At 60.7% G+C, this 24,472-nt stretch carries 21 protein-coding genes and 1 pseudogene; 14 read left to right on the forward strand and 8 right to left on the reverse strand.

The window, feature by feature from the left end; translation table 11 throughout:
• Positions 1–181 precede the first annotated feature (181 nt).
• Positions 182–1,138 (forward strand): alpha/beta fold hydrolase, encoded by a 957-nt coding sequence (locus GLA29479_RS01775; RefSeq protein ID WP_082638205.1) that lies wholly within the window; start codon positions 182–184, stop codon positions 1,136–1,138.
• A 348-nt stretch (positions 1,139–1,486) separates the two neighbouring features.
• Here the strand turns inward: GLA29479_RS01775 and GLA29479_RS01780 are convergent, their stop codons facing one another.
• Positions 1,487–1,939: a PA2169 family four-helix-bundle protein gene (locus GLA29479_RS01780; protein WP_057970597.1), complete on the reverse strand. Its 453-nt coding sequence runs from the start codon at positions 1,937–1,939 to the stop codon at positions 1,487–1,489.
• Between the two features lie 878 nt (positions 1,940–2,817).
• Between GLA29479_RS01780 and GLA29479_RS01785 the strand changes: the two genes are divergently transcribed.
• From GLA29479_RS01785 to GLA29479_RS01800, 4 genes are all read left to right on the forward strand, one after another.
• Positions 2,818–4,617 (forward strand): S8 family serine peptidase, encoded by a 1,800-nt coding sequence (locus tag GLA29479_RS01785; RefSeq protein ID WP_169795596.1) that lies wholly within the window; start codon positions 2,818–2,820, stop codon positions 4,615–4,617.
• A gap of 475 nt (positions 4,618–5,092) precedes the next feature.
• Positions 5,093–5,314, forward strand: coding sequence for a hypothetical protein (locus GLA29479_RS01790; RefSeq protein WP_057919686.1), 222 nt, complete (start codon positions 5,093–5,095; stop codon positions 5,312–5,314).
• Between the two features lie 617 nt (positions 5,315–5,931).
• Positions 5,932–6,411, forward strand: a complete 480-nt coding sequence (locus tag GLA29479_RS24210) for a hypothetical protein (protein ID WP_144436303.1) — start codon at positions 5,932–5,934, stop codon at positions 6,409–6,411.
• A gap of 106 nt (positions 6,412–6,517) precedes the next feature.
• Positions 6,518–7,114: a hypothetical protein gene (locus GLA29479_RS01800; protein WP_144436304.1), complete on the forward strand. Its 597-nt coding sequence runs from the start codon at positions 6,518–6,520 to the stop codon at positions 7,112–7,114.
• Here GLA29479_RS01800 and GLA29479_RS01805 read toward each other — a convergent pair.
• Positions 7,100–7,363, reverse strand: coding sequence for a helix-turn-helix domain-containing protein (locus GLA29479_RS01805; RefSeq protein WP_057919680.1), 264 nt, complete (start codon positions 7,361–7,363; stop codon positions 7,100–7,102). The two genes, GLA29479_RS01800 and GLA29479_RS01805, sit on opposite strands and share 15 nt — an antisense overlap.
• Positions 7,364–7,648: 285 nt before the next feature.
• Here GLA29479_RS01805 and GLA29479_RS01810 point away from each other — a divergent pair, with 285 nt between their 5' ends.
• The 5 genes and pseudogenes from GLA29479_RS01810 to GLA29479_RS01825 all read left to right on the forward strand — a co-directional run bounded on the left by GLA29479_RS01810 (position 7,649) and on the right by GLA29479_RS01825 (position 9,196).
• The gene (locus GLA29479_RS01810) at positions 7,649–8,029 is read left to right on the forward strand and encodes a hypothetical protein (protein ID WP_057919679.1); all 381 of its coding nucleotides are present in this window, start codon (positions 7,649–7,651) and stop codon (positions 8,027–8,029) included.
• Positions 8,030–8,054: 25 nt separating this feature from the next.
• Positions 8,055–8,297 carry a hypothetical protein gene (locus GLA29479_RS23415; protein WP_082638207.1) on the forward strand — a complete coding sequence of 81 codons (243 nt, stop codon included), beginning with the start codon at positions 8,055–8,057 and terminating at the stop codon, positions 8,295–8,297.
• A gap of 77 nt (positions 8,298–8,374) precedes the next feature.
• Positions 8,375–8,584, forward strand: a pseudogene (locus GLA29479_RS01815) (alkylphosphonate utilization protein); the annotation flags it as partial.
• Between the two features lie 52 nt (positions 8,585–8,636).
• The gene (locus GLA29479_RS01820; RefSeq protein ID WP_057970601.1) at positions 8,637–8,990 is read left to right on the forward strand and encodes a YkgJ family cysteine cluster protein; all 354 of its coding nucleotides are present in this window, start codon (positions 8,637–8,639) and stop codon (positions 8,988–8,990) included.
• A gap of 5 nt (positions 8,991–8,995) precedes the next feature.
• Complete coding sequence (locus GLA29479_RS01825; protein WP_057970602.1) at positions 8,996–9,196, forward strand: hypothetical protein; 201 nt, start codon at positions 8,996–8,998, stop codon at positions 9,194–9,196.
• 1,301 nt (positions 9,197–10,497) lie between these two features.
• Here GLA29479_RS01825 and GLA29479_RS23420 read toward each other — a convergent pair.
• A complete protein-coding gene (locus tag GLA29479_RS23420) occupies positions 10,498–12,750 on the reverse strand; it encodes a prealbumin-like fold domain-containing protein (RefSeq protein ID WP_169795597.1) in 2,253 nt (750 codons plus the stop codon).
• Positions 12,751–13,413: 663 nt separating this feature from the next.
• On the opposite strand from GLA29479_RS23420, the gene GLA29479_RS25675 reads away from it, so the two are divergent.
• Both GLA29479_RS25675 and GLA29479_RS01835 read left to right on the forward strand, forming a co-directional pair.
• A complete protein-coding gene (locus GLA29479_RS25675; RefSeq protein ID WP_248842782.1) occupies positions 13,414–13,584 on the forward strand; it encodes a hypothetical protein in 171 nt (56 codons plus the stop codon).
• A gap of 108 nt (positions 13,585–13,692) precedes the next feature.
• Complete coding sequence (locus GLA29479_RS01835; protein ID WP_057970604.1) at positions 13,693–14,430, forward strand: hypothetical protein; 738 nt, start codon at positions 13,693–13,695, stop codon at positions 14,428–14,430.
• A 142-nt stretch (positions 14,431–14,572) separates the two neighbouring features.
• Here GLA29479_RS01835 and GLA29479_RS01840 read toward each other — a convergent pair whose 3' ends face one another.
• Together GLA29479_RS01840 and GLA29479_RS01845 are read right to left on the reverse strand one after the other, a co-directional pair.
• On the reverse strand, positions 14,573–15,340 hold the full coding sequence (locus GLA29479_RS01840; RefSeq protein ID WP_057970605.1) for a hypothetical protein: 768 nt from the start codon (positions 15,338–15,340) through the stop codon (positions 14,573–14,575).
• Positions 15,341–15,475: 135 nt separating this feature from the next.
• Complete coding sequence (locus GLA29479_RS01845; RefSeq protein ID WP_057970606.1) at positions 15,476–15,850, reverse strand: hypothetical protein; 375 nt, start codon at positions 15,848–15,850, stop codon at positions 15,476–15,478.
• A gap of 518 nt (positions 15,851–16,368) precedes the next feature.
• Between GLA29479_RS01845 and GLA29479_RS01850 the strand changes: the two genes are divergently transcribed.
• Positions 16,369–19,071, forward strand: coding sequence for a CshA/CshB family fibrillar adhesin-related protein (locus tag GLA29479_RS01850; protein WP_169795598.1), 2,703 nt, complete (start codon positions 16,369–16,371; stop codon positions 19,069–19,071).
• 225 nt (positions 19,072–19,296) lie between these two features.
• Here the strand turns inward: GLA29479_RS01850 and GLA29479_RS01855 are convergent, their stop codons facing one another.
• The 3 genes from GLA29479_RS01855 to GLA29479_RS26230 all read right to left on the reverse strand — a co-directional run bounded on the left by GLA29479_RS01855 (position 19,297) and on the right by GLA29479_RS26230 (position 21,679).
• Positions 19,297–19,683, reverse strand: a complete 387-nt coding sequence (locus tag GLA29479_RS01855) for a hypothetical protein (RefSeq protein WP_144436306.1) — start codon at positions 19,681–19,683, stop codon at positions 19,297–19,299.
• Between the two features lie 119 nt (positions 19,684–19,802).
• On the reverse strand, positions 19,803–20,870 hold the full coding sequence (locus GLA29479_RS01860) for a serine hydrolase domain-containing protein (protein WP_169795599.1): 1,068 nt from the start codon (positions 20,868–20,870) through the stop codon (positions 19,803–19,805).
• Positions 20,871–21,046: 176 nt separating this feature from the next.
• Positions 21,047–21,679 (reverse strand): YbbD-related protein, encoded by a 633-nt coding sequence (locus GLA29479_RS26230; protein ID WP_486624443.1) that lies wholly within the window; start codon positions 21,677–21,679, stop codon positions 21,047–21,049.
• A gap of 1,356 nt (positions 21,680–23,035) precedes the next feature.
• Between GLA29479_RS26230 and GLA29479_RS01870 the strand changes: the two genes are divergently transcribed.
• Complete coding sequence (locus GLA29479_RS01870) at positions 23,036–24,265, forward strand: DUF4189 domain-containing protein (protein ID WP_057919667.1); 1,230 nt, start codon at positions 23,036–23,038, stop codon at positions 24,263–24,265.
• Positions 24,266–24,472: the final 207 nt, after the last annotated feature.

The raw sequence follows: 24,472 nt of genomic DNA on the forward strand, positions 1-24,472 counted from the left end.
TGGGCAGTCGACTCGCGCTTCTAACCACCGCGTTGCTGCCGGTTTCAAGGCGACTTGAGCGTGGCTGATCGATCTGCAGAGCGAAGCGAGTCGCTCGGTTGGTTGTAATCGAGACAGATTGGATGGTTCAACTCCAGGATCCATAAACACTCATCCGCGAACCCAGTAACGGAGAAAACTCATGACGGTGAAATCCGAAGACTTATTCGTCGAGATCGAAGACGTAAAACTGTGCTATCGGGTTGAAGGCGACCCGACGCATCCGCCCGTGCTGTTGATCATGGGCTTGAACTCGCAGCTGATCCATTGGCCGCAGCACCTCGTCGACAAGCTGAAAGAGGAGCATTTCGTCATCCGCTTCGACAACCGCGACAGCGGCCTGACCCGCTGGCGGACCGGGGCGCCGCCTGCCGACGGCTATCGCCTTGTGGACATGGCCGATGACGCCATCCAGTTGCTGGATCACCTCGGGATCGACAACGCTCATATCGTCGGGGCTTCGATGGGCGGCATGATCGCGCAGAGACTGGCGATCAACTATCCCGCGCGAGCGCGCAGCCTATGCTCGATCATGAGCACAACCGGCAATATTTGGGTCGGGTATGCGCAACCCGGCGTCATTGGGGAGTTGATCAAGGAGCCGCCGTCCGACCAGGAAGGCGCGATCAATCATATCGCGGCGCTGTACGCTCTTATCGGCTCGGATACTCATGCTGTCGCCGAGGGGCCACGTCGTCGGGCGCTTGCCGAAGCGGCTTACAAGCGTTCGCTCGATTCGAACGGCGCTCCGGCCCACCCCGGCGGCGGCGCACGTCAAGTCGGCGCGATCCTGCTCGCAGGCGATCGTACGAAGGAACTCAATGGCCTGGCCCTGCCGACCCTGGTCATCCACGGCGACGAGGACGCGCTCATCCACATTTCCGGCGGCAAGGCCACTCGCAAGGAGATCCCCGGGGCTCAGTGGCTCGGAGACCCGGAGAAGGGCGTCCAGGGCATGGGGCACGATCTGCCGCAGCCGCTCCTCGACGCGGTCGCTAACGGCATCATCGATCACCTCAACTCCGCCGCCGAAACCGCTTGGCGGCCGGTAGAAGGGGCGAAAGGGCAAGGGGCACGGACTAACGCAGCCACTCCTTGATCCGATCGCTGACCGGATCACCGGTCACCTCGCTTGGTAGTCGTTCAATGGATGGGGGCGTCACTGGCGGCCCCATCCATCGCGTGTGAACCGGGAGCGATCCGGGCGGCGCCGGCAAGTTCCAAAAACAAAAGCGCGCCCGGTTGGGGAACCGGACGCGCGAGGCAGAACAACTACAGGGGGGAAGCTGGTCTGCCGTGGTGAAATGCTGACCGATGGGAATCTCCCATACTGAGATCGAAAGTCAGTTTCAACGAGTTGATCTGCGTAGTGAGACCAAGGCCTCGGATCGCAGTAAGAAGTTCTCGACTTCGACCCAGACGCAGGGCTCAGCGGCGAACAGGATGCTTATGCCGCGCCCTTCATCGAGTGCTTCAGCTGGCTCATTTCGCGATGCGTACCCCGCACTATCGGCAAGAAGCGCTCCACCGCGGATCGGGCGGCCGGCGTGAGCTTGGAGTCGCCTGCCACCTCATTGAAGGCCTTGAGCAGACGATCTTCCGAATCCTCCAGTTCGGCAACATAGCCGTAGGCGGTATCGCCAAAGGCCGCGCGGACCTTACCGTAAAGTTGTTGCATCGAACCCGCGAAAGTCCCATGTTCGGCAGGCTTTCCTCCCGTCGCCGCGACTTCCGTGCTGAGCGCGGTCACGATATCGGACTTCGTCGAAGCGATGCGGGAGAACAAGGCGGATAGCTCGGCGTTCTTCACCTCTCCGGAGGCCTCGGTGTAGAAGTCCTTGCCATCGCGGGCAATCTCGATGAGATCGTTGAGATTATGCGTGGTTGCACGATCTGACATGTCTGACTCCTAAGCTACTTCAAGGGGAGCCCGCACTATCTCGGGCATGGCATGACGCGCCCGTGATCAGCGTCTACCGCTAGCGCAACAAGCGAATGCCAACTCGCTCGAAACCTCGGCTGCATATGAGTAAGCGTTCGGATGAACGAACAGCATTACGAACAAATTCCAGATATCGATCTGCGTCGAATGAACGCAGACACGAGCCCTGCGACGACGGCCGGATCATGGCCGAGATGCCGCATGAGCCATGGCTCCGATTCGCGGTGAAAAGGATTTGTCGGTCGGCGATGCGCCGAGCCGTGTGAAAGCTGAACTCGATTGCGGCGAGGCCGCCGACTCTCCCGGTGCTAGTCGTAGGCAGGGAAGATCATGCGGCTTGAGATCTCGCGCATGAGAACCTTGAGCTGCGACGATGCACGCACGGCGACGTACGGTTCGTTATGCGCCCGTGATGCTTTCTTTGGATATTTGGAAATGCGGGCCGCGTTCACGATTTGTGCTCCAGTAAACCGTTTTCAGCACGTAGACGCCGCTTGCTCGTATACCTAGCTTGGTCGCCACGGCCCTGCGAGCGCATCGGCCGTAAATGCCGTCGGGTCTCCGCGTTTTCCGATGTCGCGCATTGCGGAAGCCGGGACGGTTACCCGCCGCGTACCGCGGCACCTTTGGGGTTTCAATCGGGAACGCAACAACGGTCGGTGCCGTAGAAGCGCTGGCGGCGGAGCCGCAGCGCCCTGCCGTATCCGGTGCTACGCCGGGCGCTCACCACTAGAGGGCGCCGGGCTGCGTGGAGTGGGACGCCTCTCACCGCCAATGCGCCGAATAGGTGGTCCACGGTGCCTGTCCTGGTCCCGTCCACACACGGAGAGATGTGCATGAATCGTCGCATTTTGTCGCTCGCCATCGGTGCTTCACTGATGTCCGTCGCGCTGCCGGGCCTGACCGCGGAGCTGCTGACCGTCGACAGGCCGATCGAGGGCCGCTACATCGTCGTATTGAAGGAACAGGCCGCAACGCTGTCGGCCGACAGCCGCAACGGCGTAGCCAACGTGCCCGCCGTCGCGCAGGGCATCGCCCATCAGTACCGCGTCAAGCTTCAGCGCAGCTACCAACACGCGTTGCGTGGTTTCGTCGTCGACGCAGACGACGCGTCGTTGGCGCAGTTGCTCAAAGACCCGCGGGTAGCCTTCGTGGAAGAAGACGGCTATATGTCGGTGGAGGCAACGCAGAGCAACGCCACCTGGGGCCTGGATCGCGTCGATCAGCGCGATCTGCCGCTAAGCACCACCTACACCTACGACACCGACGCCGCCGGCGTACACGCCTACGTCGTCGACACCGGCCTGCGCGCCGACCACACCGAGTTCACCGGGCGCATCGGCAATGGCTATTCGTCGGTGCCGGACGACTCCAGCACCACCGACTGCCACGGCCATGGCAGCCATGTGGCCGGCACCGTCGCCGGCACGACCTGGGGCGTGGCGAAGAAGGCCACCGTGCATCCGGTGCGCGTATTCGGTTGCGGTTCGTCTGCGCCCAACTCGCAGATCATCGCCGGCATCGACTGGGTCACCGCCAATCACGTCAAACCCGCGGTGGCCAACATGAGCCTGGGTGGGCCGGCCTCGACCGCCACCGATACCGCGGTTAACAATCTGATCAACGCCGGCGTGGTCGCGGTGGTGGCGGCCGGCAACGGCAATATCGACGCCTGTACCGAGTCGCCGTCGCGGGTGCCGCGCGCGCTGACCGTGGGCGCGAGCGACCGCAACGACGCGCGTTCGATCTGGCAGTTCGGCCAAGCCTCCAGCTGGGGCACCTGCCTCGACCTGTTCGCGCCGGGCACCGCGATCGTATCGGCCGGCATCGGCAGCGCCACCGCCTCGGCCTCCAACAGCGGCACCTCGATGGCCTCGCCGCATGTGGCCGGCGTCGCGGCGCTGTACCTGGCCGTGCATCCGGCCGCGACCCCGGCCGAAGTGCATGCGGCCATCGTCGACAACGCCACCCCCGGCAAGATCAGCGACCTGCGCGGTTCTCCGAACCGTTTGTTGTACTCGCTGTTCTCTGCCGGACCGGGCAACAACCCGCCGGTCGCCAACTTCACTTCCAGCGTCAGCGGGTTGACGGTGAGCTTTACAGACACCTCGACCGACAGCGACGGCACGATCGCTTCGCGCAGCTGGGCTTTCGGCGACGGCACGACATCGACCGCGGCCAACCCGAGCAAGACCTACGCCGCGGCCGGCACCTATAACGTCAGTCTGACCGTTACCGACGACGACGGCGCCACCCACACCAAGAGCGGCACGGTCACCGTCGGCAGCGGCGGCGCCCAGACCTATACCAATGGTACCGACGTCGCCATCCGCGACAATGCCACGGTGGAAAGCCCGATCGCCGTATCCGGCCGCAGCGGCAACGCACCGGCCAATGCCAGTGTGTCGGTGAACATCGTCCACACCTACAAGGGCGATTTGAAGGTCGACTTGGTCGCACCGGACGGCTCGCTGTACAACATCCATAATCGCAGCGGCGGCAGCGCCGATAATGTCAGCGGTACCTTCACGTTCGATTTGTCGAGCGAGCCGCTCAACGGTACCTGGAAGTTGCGGGTCAACGACAACGCCTGGTTCGACACCGGTCGTATCGATACCTGGAGCGTCACCTTCTGATATCTGCGGCACCGATCCACCGCGCGTGCACGCCAGTGCGCGCGCGGTGGATGTCTCGCCCCCCTACCGACCGCGAGAGAGAGTGGCTCGGGTGAGGACGCGTACCAAGCCAAATCCGGGCGCACGTTGGGCGGCGCATTCGCTAAGGCGGATCCTGCTTGTTCGCGGTGGCTTCCGCCGGATCTTCGGCGGGCTGCAGTAGTGCCTCCGCCGCATCTGTTGGCACGCCTGGCGGAGCCTGTGTCGCGATGACGTCGCCTCGAAGATTGCAACGATGCATGGCGATTCGGCATCGCATGGATCTGACGCGATTCGCCTCGTACCGCATGTCCCGCCTAACAGCGCGGAAACCGCGCGTAGTCGCTCGCGATGCGTTCCACGCGATGTGGCACGTTTCCCATGTGAATTCGACAACTTCGCTGTCTCATTCGTTTGTTAGGCTACGCGCATCGACGTCCCTTGCGCAGGAACCTAAATGCCGAAGCTGATCATCCGGCGAGTCTCAGTCGATCGCAGCACCGTTGATGCATTCCAGGATGACGCAGTGAACGCGGTGCTTACCTTGCCCGGTGTGACATCTGCGGTGAAGCTGTTACAGAGCGATCAAGCAGTGAGGATCGAGTTTGACTGGAAAGAGCCGCGCTACGAGAGCATCGAGGAGCATCTGAACCGGCACGGCTTCACCTCTAACGATTAGGCCGCATCAGCGGAGTCCTCAGTACGGGCTTGCCGCGATCAGCCTGCCGACCAGGTCGATGGGTTGAGGCGACAGCGGTCCGGGCTCAGGCAGGTCGCGCCGTGGCGGCCGAGCTCTTGCTTCCGTAGTCCGGCTTCGCGCTCGCGTTTCTTAGCGAACCAGTAACCGGCATCAGCCACGCCACGGCGCTGGAAGCTGAGATCAGGGCGGCCATGGTTCAGTGGGCGTGGCCTGATCGCCAGGGCCGAGTCGAGCCGTGAAGCGGCCTCGGCTCGGAACTGTTGATGGCCGATTGCCAGGTTGCTACCGTCTGCCAAAGAGCCAAGCGCCCCTTGAGCAAGGCTGCCACGACTGAGGCTTTCGGAAGGGTGTGCGAATGGCGAAGGGGAGCCCTGGAAACTGACGCGCTTGAGACGAGGCTTCTCGTGGGCACCTGACTGTTAACAGTGGCGCACAAGTCGCGCGGAGTGATATCCCGGCCTGCGGGCGAGAGTCCGGCACATGTTTGGATTTCTTCAGTTCCGCCTGATCTAATGGCCACCAGCCGTTGTGATTTGTGTGATGTGTCGCGAGAGGGATGCCGTTTGGGAATCGTAACTTTATTGAAGCAAGCTTCTGTGGCCGTTGCGATCATCGCGGCCGGGGCGGCTGCTTTTCATGGGGCTACCGAACACACCATGGTCGTGGGCAACATTGAATACATCTGCCCCAATGGCTGTGTCGTGACCGCGGGCCCGAAGGGCGCCATGGTGCGTGACATTGCAGGGGCCAGAGTGGCAAAGACGTACGTGTCAGAAGTAACTGCAGAAACCATACAAATAGATAATATCGAGTATGTCTGCCCGAACCGCTGCGTCATAACCGAGAGCCCTAGGGGGGCGGTGGTGCGCGACATCGCAGGGGCCACAGTCGCGAAGGCAGAAGTGCCCCAGACAGCCATCGCCATAGGCAATGCCGAATACATCTGCCCGAACAGTTGTGTCGTAACCCAGAGCCCCAAAGGCCCGGTAGTGAGCGACAGTGAAGGTGGCAGAGTCGCACAAGGGTACCTGTCGGATGCCTATGCTCTTCACACTGAGCGGCCTTCCCGGCTCTGACATCATGAGCCCGATCGTCGCTGCATAGCTTCTGTCCGGTGCTATGAAGCTCATCCCGGATCATTCACCTGGCCTAGTCCTGACTCCGATGCGCGTAGCAATCTCCGTGACGGGCGTCGAACCGCATCGTGTCGCGGTGGCGAAGTTTCACGGCAGTCGTCTTGAGGGGGGCCTGGCGACGTTCGATCGCGAGACCCGTCCGGCTTCGCAGCGCGACTTCGCGCGAGCCATCAGCAGCTCGCAAGCGAATTCGATCCAAGTCGAGTACCGCGATGCGTTGAAGCTTGCGCGCGGCCGGCTGCCCGGGTCGATCCTATTGCGGGACCTTCAATTGGATTTCTGGCCGGCTGGCACGGAACCGCTGCCGCTGGAACTGGCGAAAGTGGTCGCCACGTCGGTGCTTCGTCACTTCCAGTCGGGAGGCGATGTCGATTCGGTGTTCGATGCCGCCAAGGCCAAACTCGCGAACGATCGTTCCCGCGCGGATGGGGAAAAGCCGATTACGGCGTACCGTCCGATCGGGGTAGTAACGGCGTTCGATCTCGTCTGGATATTTCCATGCTCTCACGCAAGGCTGGTTGCGCTATCGCTAGCTTTGGTTCGCACATGCGTTGCGGCTCGGCCGAGCGAGGCGATGGATGGGCGGTCGGCGCGGTCCGTTAGGGGCTTGGATGGTTGCCCAACTGGGCTATCCCTGGTCTGACGAGGGTGTCTTGAGTCTCACCCCCCGGCCAGAGCCGTAGCTAGGCGTGTTTTCACCGATCAATTCGACGCCTGCTGCATCCAGGGCGTTGATGATCTTGGTCAAGGTGTCGACCACACCGCGAACATTGCCCAGGCTCGCTTCCATGCGCTGAATCGTGGGTAGCGAAACCCCCGCCTTCTCGGCCAGCGTCTTTTGGTCCATGCCCGCCAAGGCGCGGGCAGCACGAAGTTGGCTTGCCGTAATCAATGCAACGACTTCGCAGGCAGGGCGATCGGATGGGGAGCGGCAGAGACGCAGGGGCAGGCGGTCATCGTGGTGGTCGGTAGGGGGCCAGGGCGGCAAATCATCGCCAATTGCGTGCGATCCGGCACCCTCGCCAGGGTGCCCATCATTCTTACAGCATCTATCTTGATGTACAAAACATCTATTGATATCCTTTATACATCCAGTCTGATCATGGTCGAGCTCCGAGCGGGCGGCCCAAGTGCGCGTCCATTTGGCGCATGACACACCGATTCAGGAGATTCCCGCATGACGGCGCCACTGCCCCAGCTGACCACTTTGACCTTTGTCGGTGTCCAGCTCACCTCCGCCGTGGAGATCGAGCTTCGGGGCAACCTGTCTTTCCTGGAGGTCTATCGAGCAATCCAGCAAGGAACCTTGCTTCGGGAAATCGACCGGGTATTGCCGGGTGCGTGCGATTTCAGCGTGTACCCGCAAGACAGTGAGCAGTGCGCGGCCCTGCATGAAGCGCTACGACAGGCCGCGGGCGGTGTTGAGGGGCTCGAGCGGCGCAAGCTTGGGCTGATTTCCTCCGGAATCCATTTGGTACTGGCCCTGATCCTGGAAGCGATCAAGCAGTGTTATTGGATTGCTCCCCGCGTGAACCTACAGAACGCCCCCTCTGTATGAAGTCGGCGGTCGGTACGAGGTAACTATGCTGTTGGAACCCGATCTCGAGTTGGCCGCGTTACCCTGGCCTGTCCTGGCATTTGTGGAAGACTATTTGGCAAACGACGATCGCTCTAGCGATGCGGAGTTGGCCGCCCATTTCATGGCCAATGGCTTGACGCGGGGACAGGCCATTCGCGCACTGCGGTTCCGTGGTGCATACCAGGATGCTTTCTTCCTAACCCACGAGACGCCTATCCGTTGCGGGGCGCGTCCGCATCAAGCCTGAGGTGAACGTCAGCCCCGTTAGCACGCGAGCGCGGTGTTCAGTGCCCACACTGCCCCATTTCTTTGGAGTCGAAGATGATTGTGAAAGACAGCAATGGCGCGCCGCTGGCCGATGGCGATTCGGTTCTGGTAATCAAGGATCTCAAGGTCAAGGGCACCTCGGTCACGCTTAAGCGCGGGACGTTGTGCAAGAACATCCGCCTGACCGATGACGAGGAGCTGATCGAGTGCAATGTCGAAAAGGTCAAAGGCCTGGTGCTGCGCACCGAGTTTCTAAAGAAGGCCTAGTTCGGGAAGGGCACGTTACGCCGTTCGTTGCAGTAACTCTTGGGAGACGCGGATGACACGCAACGATCGAAAGCTCGATGACCTACGGCGGCGCATTCCGACATTCCGCTGCATAGACGGATGCCGCGACTGCTGCGGACCGGTGACGGCGTCCTCGGAAGAAATGGCGAGGCTTCCGATCAAGACCGAAGCCGAGCACGCGGCGGCCCTGGTCGAATGGAGCTGCCCGCATCTGGGGCCCGGTGGCTGCCACGCGTACGATGAGCGGCCGCTCATCTGTCGGCTATTCGGGACGACGCCGCGTCTTGCCTGTCCCAATGGCTGCCGCCCCGAGCAGATGGTCGACGAGCAGACCGAACGCGAAGTCCATGCCTTCCTTCGGCAAACCCGGCAAGTGCTGGTCTGACGCCCATGAACGATCTCACGCCGGCCGAGCGCGCAGCATTCTTCGTACTGTTGAAGCGGCAGCCGCTGTTCAAGTGGGAGCGAGAGGTACTTACCGAACTGGTGTTGGCGAGCTTGGAGAAGAAGGGGCTGATTCTCCGTGGCGGGCAGGAATGGCGGGTCACGGAGCAGGGACGGCGTCGCGCGGAATCGGCGCGCAAACTGTGATAGGCCGAGCGTAATGATGCGCGCGAACGCCGAGGTAAGTCCGCCGAGTCATCCATTCAATCCGAGCAAAATGCGGCATCTGTACTCCGCGAATCTGGATGATCCCCGGCCTATTTGCGTCCGGGGTCGCAGTTCGATCTAGAGCCTCCCGTCATCGACGCTCGCAGGAGCTTTGATGAGCGCCGGCCCGCTTTCTGCGGACGTTCGGTTTCATGAGGTGCATGGCTACCTTATCGCGATACTCGCCGGCCGAATCCAATGGCCGCGATTGGCCGAACGCGGTCGGCTGTATTCGCGGACCGCGCAGCGACGACCGCTTTCGGTGCGCGCCGCGGGACCATCTGCCTGGGGCGCTGCCCGCGCCGCCAGGGCACTGAGCGGGGCCGAAGATAGAAGGACTCCCCCCGGCCTCCGTCCAAAGTTCATATCTTCCTTGGTGGCTAATGCCTGTCCAAAATTCCTCGGTTTTTCCCCAGCCTAGTCGGCATGCTGATCGCGGTGCGTTGCGGAATTACCCGCCAATTCATGGTGAGGCGATGTGACGTGGTCGTCGCAATGGATTTCAAGTTCCCCGTCCAGAATTGAAAGCCGAAACGAAGCGAGTATCTCGTCCAATCCATTAGGCCATTCGGGGCGGGGAGTCTCGAAGGTCACTGTCACCTCGGGCTCGGACTGCTGTTCAAACCTGATTGATCGCACTTCCTTTAAACGACATAGTGCGAAGCGCGCTAGCTCGGCAATGGAGTTCTTTGGTCTTCTTGCTTGATAGGCTCTGATAAGAACTAACCTGTGACGATTCATCTCAGCTCCGAAGCTGTAGGTTAGTCAACTAGCTGCCTGGAGAGTGGCAAGCAGATTCTCTCGTCTTCTAGGAATACTTATAGCGATTAGCTAGGGGCGCCAGTCGCATCGTCGGGTGTAGACCGATGTCGCACCACGGTCATTGGGCGCCAAGTCCAATCCGAGCGGCCATTCTGCCCTTTCGGTTTCAACGCGGTGCGTGGCCTCGCTCGGGGTCTCTTGCAGGACTCTGAAGTCGATAATGCCGGCGACGAAGTCGAGAGCGCGTCGGGCTGCCTCGCCGAGGTTGCCGGCCGAGGGCTCTTGATCAGGGCTTCTTGTGACAACGACGAGGTTATTCCTCATAGATCGATCTCCCAAGGCGTTGAGTCATATTCTCGTTGAGTGAGCGATGCTTGTAGACCGCTCGTCGGCTTGTCGCTCATTTATGGGTGCTGGCGGTCATTCAAAGCTTTCGATCTGCACACGCAGCTTATGCAGGCGCAGGGCTCGCCAGATTGCTATTGGACCGAGCAGGTAAAGGTCAACGTAACGAATGCTCCAACCGGGATAGTACCTAACGGAAATCCGGCCGTAAGATCCGACATCAGAATAGGGGTTGGCGATGTCGGGCACCCACCAGCGACCGTGCTACTGCATGTGACCGTGGAAGCAGGGGGGCAGTTGAGGCCGCTGCTTGGCGAGTCCTGGACGACCGCGCCAGAAACCGAAACGGGGCCATTATTCCCAACCTTGATCGTATACTGAGTACTCGCCCCACGAACAAGAGTGTCGTTTACTTGATCGTTGTCTCCCGCAAGCGGTGTATTGGTTTTGGTGATCGTAAGATCCGCAACTTGCGCGATATTGGTGAACGTACAAACAATTGAGCTGCCAAAAGATGTAGCGGCAGTGTTCAATGTCACCGTGCGAGTCGATAGGTCAACGCTCGCTGATCCACCTGCACCCATACCCGCGCAAGCAATGCCGTCGAGTTGGTAGTTCGCTGGCAACGCCGATTCCGTGACCGTCGTTGCCGTTGCCGGGGAGGTCAGTATCTGTACCGGCCCCGGCACACCGACGTTCGCGGTTGCTGTCGTGATGTCATGACCGGCGATGCCGTTGCTTCCGGAAAATGAAAACGTTCCGGTACCGTTCTGGGTGACTTTAACGACCTGCAAGGTCGGCAGCAGGCTGTTCGTCGCTGTACACGATATCTCGCTCAGATTCGCGTTCGCCGTATTTGGCGTCGTTGGCGGTCCGGTCGGCGCGCTCGTCATGCTAGTGAAAGTTCGGCTGGTGCCAATGCCGCCTAGCGCCACCGCGGCCCCCGAGCGATCGAGGCATGCGATGTTGGATACATAGCTCGACAGGCTGGTGCCGGTGCCAGCGGATTCGCTAACAGTGACTGTTGTGCCGAATTGCACCGGGACGAAGCCAGTGGTGCCGCCGTGCCCGACATCAGTCACTGTGCCGCTACTGGTCTGAACTGCCGTTGCCGAAGGCGGCTCCACGCTGAGATTAAAGAGTCCGGCAGCGCTGGCGGGTACCAATGCCTTAGTAAGACGAACCCGAGGCAGTAGGGTGATCGTATAGTCCTCGACCTCGCCGCTATCGGCGCCGCCTGTCGGGTTCTGTACTTCCGAAAGGGTATAGCCGGTGCGCAGCCGCATATAGCTTTCGCCTGCGACGTATGCGGCGCCGGTCGGAATCGGCCAACTCAACAGGACCGAACCGGAACTGGAGGTCGAGTTGCAGGCCCGTTCGGTAGTTTCAAAGGTGCCGTTGCGATTGAAGTCGATCCACCCGCATAGCTGAGCAGTCGAGGCGGCCTGAACGCCATCGACGGGCACGTTCAACGCATACGTGTTGATCCCGACGATAGGTACCGCGGCGAGTGCGTTGTCGCTGTCCCCCGCAGCTGTATTGTTGGCCAGTGGATTTGCCGTATCGAAGACCGCGGCCGTCGCATGAAGCGTGTTCACGATATCCGCTTCGGCGGGATGCGCTCCCGCAGCAGGGGCAACGAATGCACCGAGGGTCAGCCCGCCTATCGCGTGCCCGGCGCCGCCATAGCTGGCAGGCGCATCGCTAAAGTCATCGTCCAGCGTGACCGTGACGGAATAGACGTCAGGCGTTATAGGTTGTGGGGTAGCGGCAGCATTCATTCGTTGGGCAACAAAGAATCGAATGGTGCTGAACGTTCCGTTGACCTGAATGGTGCCGCAGCCGTTCGTTGTTGATCCCTCGCAGCCGCCTGCGAGTCCATTCATGAAGCCGCCACGGACACGAGGCATGCCGGCGCCGCCCGCACCAACCGGGGCCGTGCCCAGGATCATTCTAGTTCCCGCGCCGCTTCCTAGGATGCTGAGAGTTCCGCCGGGAGCCACTGCGGTATCCAAGGTCCATGCGGTGGCGTAGAAGCCCGTGCCGTTGGATGCCGCCCATTCTGAGATGTGGAATCGCGGATTTGTAACCGGCCGGGTGAAGGTAAACGTGATCGTCCCATTCTGGGCTTCCTGACCGGCACTGAAGGGGCCTGCCGTACCCGGCGTCTGGAATCGATAGGTAATCTGACTCAGTGGGATCTGCGGGTCCCAGTATGTATTAGCCGTCGCGATGGGCGTGCCATTAGCCACCTGCGCGGTCGGATTGGTGCCGGCGAAACTGACAGTCAAACCCACACCCGACGGGAATGTTGTACCCAAACCTGTTGGAGTCAGATTGAGTTCGGCAGCACCTGCTGTTGATGCGAGTAGCATCGATAGAATCAAGAATAGCCGCGCACTTAGCTTTCGAGTGCTCACAGTTGCGTCGGTCGTGCTCAGGTCGGCCGCTACTGTGGCAGCGGGAAGGCAAGCCATAGGTGTCCCCTCTGCCCGGGCGGGCAGTGTATGAAATGGCACAAATGAGTTCCCAGGATATGGACACGACAGCCCTTGTGCCATGTGTGAGTTATTGAACACCTCCCCATACCCCTCGCCCCCTTCTTCTCTCGCCCCTATCAAGCCCGTCGGCTCGGCAAGCGTCTGAAACTGACGATAGCTACTTATCACTCTCGGCAAACGGTCGAAATGCCGTTCATCGGCCAATTCAGGCCGTCCCCGCCTCTGCGCCAACGCCTAGCGCTTGAACGTCTGCCCTGGAGGGATGTCCATAGGCCGATGACCTTGCAAGTCGAACAGCGTCTGATCGGGGCGCTTATCCGTTCGCGCGGAACGCCAGAATCCACTCCGGCGCGCAAGTCGCACAGATTGCCGCTAGCATCGTGGAATTCGACTGGACCAATCCGAGCTTGGTCGATGGAGACAGCGGCATCATCGCCGGCCACGGCCGGTTACTTGCCGCGCGCCAGCTCAAACTCGCGCAAGTGCCGGTGATCGAGCTGGCAGCGAAGTACCGCGCGTTCGATGTAGCCCACCCCAGTGACTGCCACCATGCTCAATCGCATCCGCCAATTGTTCAAACCAGTCTCGGTAGCGCACCCGACCGACTATCCCGCGCCCCCGCCGCCGGATACGCCCGAGATCGTCATGCACTGGCTCGCGGATACCCGCCAGCCCCTAGCAGATTGGGAGCGCATTGCCGAAGCCGAGCGGCCCGACTGATCCGACGCCGAGCGCGACGCGTTCTGGACCGCCGCCGCCTACTATTGGCTGGAAGCACTAGCCAAGGGGCTCGGGCCCGACTACCGGGTGCTTTCATCTGAGCGCTTCTTGCTGTTGACGGCGCTCGAACCCGCTGACGCTCAGCCCTTCCTGAAGTATTGCGAGACCGTGCGACGCTGGGTCGTGCGCAACCTCGGTTCGCTCGCCCATCCGATTGGCGGCGGCAAACATGTCTGCCTGATGTTTGCCGAGGACGATCAGTACTACGACTACATCGCCCACTACTATCCCGAAGGGGGCGAGTATGCGCTGTCCGCCGGTATGTTCGTAAACGCAGGGTACGGTCACTTCGCCCTGTGCGAGGGCGATACCGACACCATGCAGCCGACCATTGCACACGAACTCACTCACGCCCTATTGGGGCATCTGCGCATCCCTACTTGGCTTAATGAAGGCATGGCGGTCAACACGGAGCACAGCCTGTTTCCGCGCCTGGCAGACCCGCGCGCCGCACTCTATTCGCCGCAGGAAATCGCCCAGAAGCATGCCGCGTTCTGGACTCCCGAGCACATCCAGGAGTTCTGGTCCGGCGCCGCATTTCACCGGACCGATGACGGCAATCTGCTTTCCTATGATCTTGCCAAAAAGATGGTTGGTCTGGCCGCGCGCGATCACGACGCCTTCATCCCCTTTGTACTGAACGCCAACCGCGACGACGGTGGCCAAATTGCGGCCGAACATCTCGGTTATCCCGTGCACCACTTAGTCGAAGCGGTATTGGGAGAGGGAGAGTGGATACCAGATCCCGAGCAATGGTCGCGCGCGCCTGCGTATAGAAGCAACTAGCGAAGGCCATTGACAGGTCGTGTTTGGCGTACGGGGGCTGATGCGAATTTTGCGTCCGCGGCTCCCGCGTTCAAACCCGTCCATTCACGCCAGGGAACTCCCTGGTCCACCGAAGTACATGCCGCCGGTGGAGCCGTTGAGTCTATCGGCCTGGGCGCTTCTTTGCGGCCCGTTTCGGTGACTGCGCTACGCTGGCTCGAATTGTTTGCAAGGTGGGCGCCGGTGCGGCCACGGCCGGCGAGCGCAGCCGCTTCGCCACAGCAGTTCGTTCCAGTTCGAACGCTAGCCGACCGAAGCCCTCCTCGGCATAAAGCCAGAAGGCCAAGCCTACCGATACGCCGAGCCCCAGTGCCGCGCCCATCAGGGCGAAGTCAAACGGATTGTCCGCCGAAGGGGTGGAGAGGAAACTCTTCAAAGATCCTAGACCTGTCAACAGGGCGGTGATGGTGCCTGCAAATGCACCCCTCGCCTTCGCCTCCTTGAGATGCTGCTCTATGCGGGCCTTGCGCTCTTCGACATCCTCCGCAGTGGCGGACGAAATGTATGCCCGGAACTGAAGAGCGGCGGCTTCGTCGCGATCGATTTGGTCCGCCTGGACCGCGCTAAAGCGACGCGTAATTTTCCAGCCCTTCCAGATGCCCTCGGCGGCGCTGGTGATGCTCCAGGAAACGAATGCCAGCAGCATGATGACGAAGACAGAAAGAACGAACGTCCGCAAGGCTTCTTTCTCAACCCAGCCTGTAATAACCAATCCCAGGCATGCGTACAGGGTCACAGCGCCAAGGCACACGACAAACGCGGCGATGTCTTGAAAGACGCGGTTGAACCGGCTTAAGCGAAGCAGCGCTTCCTGCTTCTCAATCTCTTTCAATCTGTGTAGCAGATCACGGGTAGGGGGCAGGCTGGTCATTCTGAAGTCCCTTTGAAATGACGGGGTTGCTTGCCCTTCGTAACCTAATCGACCGTAGCGGCGATTTGAAGTGGACACGTAGCCGGAGGTTACGGCTCGGTGTCGGCGGATTCGCGATCCGCGAGGAAGTCCGGCTTACGGGTGGTCGGGCGTCTGCAAATAGCTAGGCAAGTAAGAGCTGTCCCACTCTTCACTGGAGGGCATGGCGATATCTGGCCGTAGTTTCTTGGCCAGCGCCTCGAAGCTCGCAATATCTTGGCGACCCAGGCTGTGCCATGAAGACTTCACTTCGCACGCGTAAGCCAGGCCATCAACGATCGCAAGAATGTCTGCTTCGGAATCTGGGGCCGTACGATCTGGCGAGTAGCCAAAGATCGTCGGGCCCGCATACATGAAGGAGCGGGAGGCTTGTTGGCGCAATAAAGCGAGCGCCCAAATTAGCGACAAAAGTGCTGCGGCTACGTAGACTTTCGAGCAGGAAGCCGCCAGCTCGAAACTGCCAAGAAACATTTACTGGCGGGCGCCTGCCTCATTGCGTATTCGGCGACTCCCCGGTGAGGGAGACAGCGTTCATCACGGGCTCGCTTGTGCCATAGAGATCGATGGGCTGAGCAGCGCCGTGAACATATCGAGGCGATAGTGCGTGATTGTGGCCGATGGCGCCCGTCAATCATGCCTGCCAAGTAGGGCAGCCCCCTTCATCTGCGCGCCATATCTAGCCCGGATGTCTCGGTTTGCCTGCCGTTCGTCGGGCTCACTCAGCCTCACTTCGGATTCTGATGACCTGTTCAGCTTTAGTTGGTTCATGCGCCATCATTTCTGTGATATCTGTCACAAATTGAAAAGCAACCAGCAAGGGGCGGGACATGGGGGAATCTGGGAGCTTTAAGCCAGGCGTGGACGCCTCTTTATCTTTACATCCGCAATTGGAGGCGCGCGTCGGGGCACTTGGCTGCGTCAGAGCCAGAAGTAATCTGCTCCATAGATTTCAGGCAGGCTTGGCGTCGGAGACGAGAACGGCTCAGCGCATGACGACAGCGGCGTCGAGCAGCGTGAGCTCGCCGCATCCAACTGCGAAGCGGAAACTTTTTACGCCCAGACCACTTGCCGGCCTGGCGCTTTCGTTATCTCTATTGTTTTCCGCCACACCGGTACAGGCTCAGTATGCGACCGGCGGCATCGGCCAATATCGCAGCCAGATCCTCTGGTTCGAATGGGGCACCGCGCCGAACAATATCCCCCAGCTCGGCACGACCGTGACCAATACCGTCTCTGTGTCCGGGGTGCCGCTAGCGGTGACCTGCACCTTGTCCGCGATCTCGGGTAATGGCCCTGACCCGGATCTGCGCATCTATCGGCCGGGCGGTTACGGGTGGGATGGCCTGGACGATCTTTACAACATCGGCGGTACCGGTGGCGCCAATAGCATGGATATTGGCCTGATAAATCGAACAGGGGGTTCTCAGGCCACGTTTACGTTTGCGTGCGCGGCGACGCTGGGGGGTGTGCCCTATGTGTTGGATGGCCTGGTTTTTGCCGATGCCGAAACAACCGATACCGGCGAATTCATCCGTACGGTGCCGGTAGCCGGGGCGACCTTACGTGTAATCGAGCGCTATCGCGAGCCGGGCTGTACAGGCGGATACAACGTCAATCTGACCGCCGGTACCTATCAGTTCACGACCATCACAGGGTGCAGTGGTCAGCCCAACCCGATGGGCATTTACTTTCTGGACAACGCTGCCTCGGCCACTATTACCTTGCAGGGCGGCGTAGCGACCTCTGGGCTGCAGGCGGTGGCCGTCGGGGTCATGCTGAGTGTGGCCGACTACGGCGACGCGCCCAGCAGTTATGGCAGTGCCGGCCATCTGCCACAGTACGCCTGGAGTGGAGGCACCTTGCCTTCGGGCAACACCGATATCTTCTCTGCCGGATTCAGCCCTGCCACCTTGACGCAACCCACCACTGCGCTGCTGGGCACGCGTGTCGATGTGGAAAACCCGGCTTGGGCCGGGGCCGGGGCCACCTTGGATGATGGCAACGGCGCCGTGGACGATGAAGACAGCGTAAATACAGCCACCTTGGCGCCGCTGTACCGCGGTTTGAGCGGCAACAGCTATACCGTGCCAGTAGTTTGCGTCGGCACCGCATCGGTTGCGGGCTGGATCGACTTCGACCTCAATGGCACGTTCGACGGCGACGAACGCTCGGCGACCGCGAGCTGCAGCGGCGGCAGCGCAACCTTGTCCTGGACGGTGCCTACCGACGTCACAGCCGGGAGTTCGTACCTGCGTGTACGCACCGCTACTAGCGCGCTCGAAATCGCGAGCGCAACCGGCATTGCAGGCACGGGTGAAGCGGAAGACTACGCACTTACCATCACCGATCCGAAAGTTCGTGTCGCTAAGCTGACTCAGGGTGGCGTTGGCGGTCCGTTCGCCTTCTCAACGACCAACACCTTGAGCCAGCCGGCCGCCCTGACCACAGTCACAGCAGACACGGCCGTGACCGGAACGCCGGTGTCGATCGACGACATCGCGACAAGCGTCGCCGTAACCGAGACCGCACTGCCGACGGGCTGGGCTCTATCCGCAATCGCCTGCACCCAATCGGGTGGTGCACCGGTGGCCGGGGCAACCTATGATCTCGCAAACCGCCGCGCAACCGTCCCAAGCAGTGCGCTATCGGCTACATCGGACATCACCTGCGCATTCACCAACGGCAAGTTGCCGGTACTGACGGTCCGCAAGATAAGCCAGGGCGGCGTCGACAGCTTCGACTTCACCGGTGATAACGGCATCGCCGCGCAAACGCTGACCACGACGGTGGCCGGCACGCCCGTCGACGGCGCCACGCAGGTGTTGACCACGGCGGGGGCGGTCACGACGATCACCGAGGCGCAGGTTCCGATAAACGTAGTGCCTACCTTCACTCTGACCGATATTACCTGCACCGGCCTGGGCGCCGGCGGCATAGCAGTGCGCGGCACAGCGCAGAACAAGAACCGGATCACGCTGAATGCGGCCGCGACGGCCTTCGGCGCCAACATCGTGTGTACTTTCACCAACGTCAAGTCGCCGACCGTGCAGTTGCGAAAGAGTTGGGTGAGCGCGATCGTCAACGACTTCTATCGCCTGACCGCGAGCGGCACCGGACCGAACCACAACGTCGCCTACGCCTTCAACTTGGATTCGACCGCCAACACGGCCAACGAGACCGACAACGGCGGCGCACAGCGGGTTGGTATCGGGGACACGGTCACCCTGTCGGAGACCGCCGGAGTGGGCAACGTCGGAATCTACACCGCCTCGGCCTGGGCCTGTACCGGCGGCAGTTTGAGCGGCAATACGCTGACTATTGGCGCGGCAGATGTCGGTGCGGCAATCGTATGTTCGATCACCAATACGGGCAAGGTTGCTAACCTGACCATCACTAAGACCAACACGCCCGTCTCGGGTCCGAACGATCAGGCCGGAGACACCCTGACCCGCGGTGCGACCACGACGTACACCATCGCGGTCACCAATAACGGCCCCGACACGGTGACCGGGGCGATGCTTCGTGATCCGGCGGCGAGCCGGGTGGGATTGACGTGCGCCAGCGCCCCTGTTTGCACGGGCAGCGCTTGCCCGGGCGGGCTGACGATGGCGGCACTCGATGCAGGCGTTCCGCTCGGTGCGCTAGCCAATGGCGCGACAGTCGTAGTCTCGTTCCCATGCACCGTCAATTAATGCCGCTTGTGGCGTGAAAACAAGCTGTATCGGCCAATTATGATTTCGTCATCTGGCCGACCCTAACCGTTTCGAAATGACGGGGGAACGATTATGTCCACTGATAAAATTGTCGCCAGAGTTCTCTTGCTTGTTATGGCCACGCCCATCTCAACATTGACGTTGGCGCACGGGCCTAGGCGATTCATATAGAAGAACTGTGGGGCGGGTTTCAGATTGGGGGGGTTATGGCGAGGCCGCGTGGGCAGCGGCCGAGTCTGCGACTAGGCGTCGCATGTCCTCCGGCTGGAGAGCGATTCCTTGCAGCGTAAAGATGCGCTGGAAGGTGCCGTTAGTGTTGAACACCAGCATCACGCTCTTGGTCGAACTGCTGACGTTGCCCGTCCAGATGCTCGACTTGCTCTGGATGTATGTCCAGGTGTGACCCACGGCGCCGCTCTGGCCCACTTGGGAGTCGTCGGCTGGGCGACCCAGCAACTTGGCTGCTTCAGCCAGCGTTGTCTGGCCGATCTGCAACTGCGACAAATTCGCCTCGTTGAACTCCTTGCCAATCGTGGCTTTAGCACCGCACATCAGCAGCACTAGCAACAATGACCCGACGATCCGCATCACGACTTCTTCTCCTTGCGTAGTCCCCCCTGGGCTTTAGCAATAGCCCGGTGCTTGAATTAAGCTAAACCGAGACGCGGCGTCGGCTTGAATGATTGTTAGGCCGTGGTGGCCTAGAGGATTCAGTTTGGTATCTGTCGCATGAGCTTGTACAGATTATGTATGTCTGCGGGATGCCCCTGCTCCTTAAGTCCGCTGAATATTAGGAATCCAAGAATTGAATTTCCTGTGTCGCGACGATTCACCAGCGTCAGGTCGCGCTCGCGATCAATCAACAAATACTGACCACCCCAGCCGTCCGCATTCACGGTTCCGAGTTTTGAGTTCAACCACCAAGAGTGGCCAAACCCGTCATAGAACGGACTTTCGACGGCCGAAGATGCCGTGGTGCTCTTGTCGATCCACGCTGCTGAAATGATTCTTTTCTGATTCCACATGCCGTCTTGAGCCACCAGAGCCCCAAGCCGAGCAAGGTCGCGCGCGCTCATATGGATGCGATAGGTTCTGTAGTCAGACTCAGATCCCTTTCGATCATAAAGAACGTGCTCACGGTTGAAGTCTTGCATGCCCAGAGGGGCCGATAGCCAAGCGTCCAGGGCTTCTCCAATCGAAAGGCCGGTCTTCTTCTCGAAGATTTCACCTAGAACATTAAAGTCCCAGTTGTTATAGAAATAGTGCTCCCCTGGGGGAAACTGGCCGCGACGAGGACGGCCTTCTTTAATCTCAACCGTCTCCGCACCGGACTGAAGATAGATTCCCGACCGGGATTGCAGAAGATGCTCGACCGTTGCTTGCTTCTCGGTGCTCGTCAATGGCGTTCGACTTTCATCGATGCCAAGCTCTCCAAGCGTTTCGTTTAAGTCGATCAACCCGCGGTCGGATGCGATGCCGAACAACAAGCTGACGACACTCTTTCGTGCGGAGGCCAAGTTCATGGGGGCGTCGATCTTCCCGTAGTGCATCACGATCTTTTCGCCGCGCAATACAACGAATGCATCGATTGGATCCGCCTGCGTTTCGATGTACTTTCGAAGGCTGTCCGCCTGTTCCGGCAATAGCGGGGACTCCGCCAGCGGGACGGGGTTCGTTGCAGGTGCGTCTCGATCGACGAATGGGCGGAGCATTACAACAAGCGATATCGCAATGGTTGCGATCAGTGCAAAGCCCGAAATCTTCACGATGCGTCGCATAGACAGGTTCCCCATTCGAGTTCCATGAGCTGGAGGAGATGGTTCTTCCACGGTCTAACGTATTTTAGACATCATGCCGGACGGCTCGATTTTCTGGCGTGAGGCCGACCGAATGGCCAGATGTGGGCATGAAGGGCGACGAATGCCTAATGCTGGATACCTGGTGGCGCGGAAGATCACAACCATAGATGGGAATTCTTGCTGCAACAGAAGCGGGCAGGCAACCTGGCTGTTCGAAGAGGCCTAACGCCTGAACTAGGTGGAGCTGCGAAGCGGCTTCGGCTTGGATGAACCGTCAGGGGGGCAACATAACGCCAATACAGTACGTGCTGCCCGTCTTTCCGTACGGCAAGAGCCGACAGCAGCGGAACTCCTCCCGTCGCGGAACGTTCTGGGTAACTATAGAAATCGTAGTCGACCAGTTTTTCCGGTATCCACTCGCGATTGAACCCGAGCTCGTAAAACTCACCCGCATCCGCAGCCCGGCACGACGAGGCCGGAGGCCTCCAATGCAACTTGGCCGGCAGACTAAAAGCCAGTGCGCTCTCGTTTGTATCGACGTTGTGCACTTCGCTCAGGCGGGACGCCTCTGGCGGAATCCACGAAGGGATCCATCTCCTCTCCATGGCAGAAGCTGCCACTGCGTCAGCACTAGTCGCGTAAGTTACGTCCTGCACGTCGTCCGTGCACGAGCATGCCAGCCAGACGAGAGCTGCAAATATTACCCATCGCGAGAAACTGTCCATTGCTACCTGATACCGGAATCGTGCCGCGCTGCGAAGCGGGGCCGACAGAAAGTGGGTGCACATGATCCGTCAGGCGCGAACGAATGTGATCGCAGCCGAGGCAAGTACCAAGATTATGGGCACCATGATTGCCATGCGGTATCTCCTGCGCAACCGGCCAAACTGCGGCGCTGCTATCAGCAGCATGTGAGTCGTTGCCACTGTAGCCACGAGCGTAACGATGGTTGGGTCGACCCACGATAGGTCGCCAGCAGCCGAGTACGGATCAGTGGGAAACCAGGCAATCGCCAGAAATAGGGCATACATCGCTACCGGCCAAGCCAGGCCGAGGGCGCAACCAAGTCGCAGGGACGCAGAGCGATGAAAAACGTTAAGCACCTGCTCATTCCTTGAAGGTGTTGATAGCCGTTGCCAGATGATTCGAGGGCCCAGTCCTGTCGGACATCTTGAGCGATGCTCGCGGCCAAGCGCAACGGGATGTCCGGACGCGGAGAGCCTCGGGCCGGTCGGCGTCGCCAACGGGAAGCTTTGGCGGATGCGAGATTCCCGACGGCGATGCCGATGTCGTAGAGACGTTCCGGAGGCTTGCACGCTCGCAGTCGATAGTCATGAGCTGGGAGTCAGGCGTGAAGTCGCTTCGGCTTTGCACAAGGATCTTCCGGGCGCGCCCGCTCCAGACTCGGCTGGTATGAGCATCTTTCTGGAGAGGGTCATCACCCTCGGCCACGCGGCAAACGTGCGCTTCTGGCAGCAGCACTGCAACTTCAGCGTTCGCCAGCGACACACAAGGTTCTTCTGCTTCGATCTTTAGATGAACCAGCTGGCCATTGCTTCGGAGGCGAGCATCTAGAACTTCGAGGCGCGCCCTTATCGTCATGGTATCGGCCGAGGCCTTGCTCATTAGTGCGGCAGAAACCACACGAAATGCGAGAACCTTCAACGTCATGCGCAGCCGCTGACACGCACGCAGTAGGAATTCTCTGACAGCCAGTCGAGGCTCAGACTTACGCGTTGAGCAGAGTGGCGGCGTGGGGTGGGTGCTTGTTGGCGCTCATAGCGGCTCAGTTGGATGATCTGCAACTGACCGCATGTTGGAATGCGGCGCCGGCGCGGTGGCCCCGGTAAGTGGCTGATTTCGTGACCTTAGCTCTCGTTGCCACCGCGTAGACTTAACAGCGAGTGTCTGAGGCGGATATAGTGCAGCGGTTTGATGGGTGGCGATAAGTCCTGTCGTTTTGCCAGCGAGCGTGTTGCTTGGTCTCGGGGCTGAAGTGCCGACCGAACGACGAGGTCGACGGACCAGCAGGATCGGATGGTCCTGCTTCCATCGCCGATGCAGTCGCTGCGCGGGGATTTGAACTGGGAAACTTCTCGCCACAGATTGCGACCATTCGATAGTCAGGAAACGGAGGATTCCCCATGGACTCGATGAAGAAGATTCTTGTGCTGCCCGCATTGCTGCTTCTGGGCTGGAGCGTCCAGGCGCGCGCGCAATGCTCGGTGGCCGGTGGCCAGCAACAACAGCAGTGCATGCAGAATTTTGTGCAGAACGTAGTCGTGCCGTATCAGCAGGCGATACAGGCGGCAGCGCAGAATCAACCGCTGCCCCCGCCGGAGAGTCCGATGGAGGCGATGCAGGCCAGGGCCGGCGCACAAGCGCGCAAGGGGTGGGGCGCGATCGCGGCGTCGCCGGCGCTGGCGCAGGTCGGCATCGCCGGCGATCTGGGCAGTCAACGCAAGGCAGAAAGCGCGGCGCTCAAGCAGTGCGCCGATCAGGGCGGCGAAGGCTGCACGCTCATGGCGAGCGCGAACAACGCCTGCATCGCGGTGGCGTTCAACGCCGACAAGCAATTCGCCAGCGCGGTGGGCCAGGACGAGATCGCCGCCAGCCGCGACGCGCTGAGGGGCTGCAATGCGAAAAGTCCGGACAAGATCTGCAATCTGCGTAGCGAGCCGCTGTGCTCGGGCATCGCGGGCGGTTTGCTGCAAACCGACGGCATGAGCGCGCAGCAGCGCGCGCATCTGTTTGAAATCGCTGGTGACGATCGACAGTTCTTCGGTGCGCTGGCCGGCAACGGTAAGGCCGTGTACTCGGCGGCGAACGCGCTGTCGCAGGCCGATGCCGAGAAATCCGCGAAAGATCGTTGCACCGGGCCGGCGTGCAAGTTGATCGCGGCGCATAGCAATAGCTGCCTGGCGGCGGCGTGGCCGAAGAAAGGCGGCCCGCCGTTCGTGGCCGAAAGCTCCTATCCGGAAGCCGCGCGCGTGGATGCGCTGAGCCAGTGCGCCGCGGCGAACGGCGCCGGTTGTCTGGTGTCGGCGCCGAATTGCTCCGGCCGCGCATATTTCGACTACGACTATGCGCGCATCCACGCCGGCGCGAAGGCCGAAAGCGAGCGCAGTCGTCAAGCCGGCGCGGCGCTGCTCGAACCTTGGGTCGGCCGCACCGAAGCCGAGTTCCGCGCCCACTGGGGTTCGCCGTCGGCCACCACCGACATCCTGCAGGGCGAATCGAGGCTGACCTATGAAAAGGGTTATCGCGGCAAGAATGGCGCAGAGCATGCCTGCAAGGTGGCGGTCTTCACCCGAGCGTATAAAGTCTTTTCTTACTTCACCGAGGGCGACGTTTGCGCGGACATCGTACGTTGAGGCTCGCTGCCTGAAGCGCCATAGCACGGTATCGCTTGTGTGGTCTCAGCCGCGGAGGCAGCCCAAGCAACGATGTCGCCGCAACTACTGCGCCCGAGCAGCATCATGGCGGATCAAGGACAAGGTGAGGGCAGGAGTCGTCGGAGGCCACGCAGACTGACACCGGAGCGCCTAGCACTCCCGAGCGTGACACCGGCGTAATTTTCA

The organism is Lysobacter antibioticus, from assembly GCF_001442535.1.
Classification (GTDB): Bacteria; Pseudomonadota; Gammaproteobacteria; order Xanthomonadales; family Xanthomonadaceae; genus Lysobacter; species Lysobacter antibioticus.

Bases quoted from the DNA above. Each gene is read 5' to 3' on its own strand.
- GLA29479_RS01845 (WP_057970606.1), bottom strand. From the start codon at position 15,850: ATGTTTCTTGGCAGTTTCGAGCTGGCGGCTTCCTGCTCGAAAGTCTAC.
- GLA29479_RS01780 (WP_057970597.1), bottom strand. From the start codon at position 1,939: ATGTCAGATCGTGCAACCACGCATAATCTCAACGATCTCATCGAGATT.
- GLA29479_RS01785 (WP_169795596.1), top strand. From the start codon at position 2,818: ATGAATCGTCGCATTTTGTCGCTCGCCATCGGTGCTTCACTGATGTCC.
- GLA29479_RS01840 (WP_057970605.1), bottom strand. From the start codon at position 15,340: ATGACCAGCCTGCCCCCTACCCGTGATCTGCTACACAGATTGAAAGAG.
- GLA29479_RS01850 (WP_169795598.1), top strand. From the start codon at position 16,369: ATGACGACAGCGGCGTCGAGCAGCGTGAGCTCGCCGCATCCAACTGCG.
- GLA29479_RS01820 (WP_057970601.1), top strand. From the start codon at position 8,637: ATGACACGCAACGATCGAAAGCTCGATGACCTACGGCGGCGCATTCCG.
- GLA29479_RS01860 (WP_169795599.1), bottom strand. From the start codon at position 20,870: ATGCGACGCATCGTGAAGATTTCGGGCTTTGCACTGATCGCAACCATT.
- GLA29479_RS01825 (WP_057970602.1), top strand. From the start codon at position 8,996: ATGAACGATCTCACGCCGGCCGAGCGCGCAGCATTCTTCGTACTGTTG.
- GLA29479_RS23415 (WP_082638207.1), top strand. From the start codon at position 8,055: ATGCTGTTGGAACCCGATCTCGAGTTGGCCGCGTTACCCTGGCCTGTC.
- GLA29479_RS01790 (WP_057919686.1), top strand. From the start codon at position 5,093: ATGCCGAAGCTGATCATCCGGCGAGTCTCAGTCGATCGCAGCACCGTT.
- GLA29479_RS25675 (WP_248842782.1), top strand. From the start codon at position 13,414: ATGCTCAATCGCATCCGCCAATTGTTCAAACCAGTCTCGGTAGCGCAC.
- GLA29479_RS01870 (WP_057919667.1), top strand. From the start codon at position 23,036: ATGGACTCGATGAAGAAGATTCTTGTGCTGCCCGCATTGCTGCTTCTG.
- GLA29479_RS01810 (WP_057919679.1), top strand. From the start codon at position 7,649: ATGACGGCGCCACTGCCCCAGCTGACCACTTTGACCTTTGTCGGTGTC.
- GLA29479_RS01775 (WP_082638205.1), top strand. From the start codon at position 182: ATGACGGTGAAATCCGAAGACTTATTCGTCGAGATCGAAGACGTAAAA.
- GLA29479_RS26230 (WP_486624443.1), bottom strand. From the start codon at position 21,679: ATGTGCACCCACTTTCTGTCGGCCCCGCTTCGCAGCGCGGCACGATTC.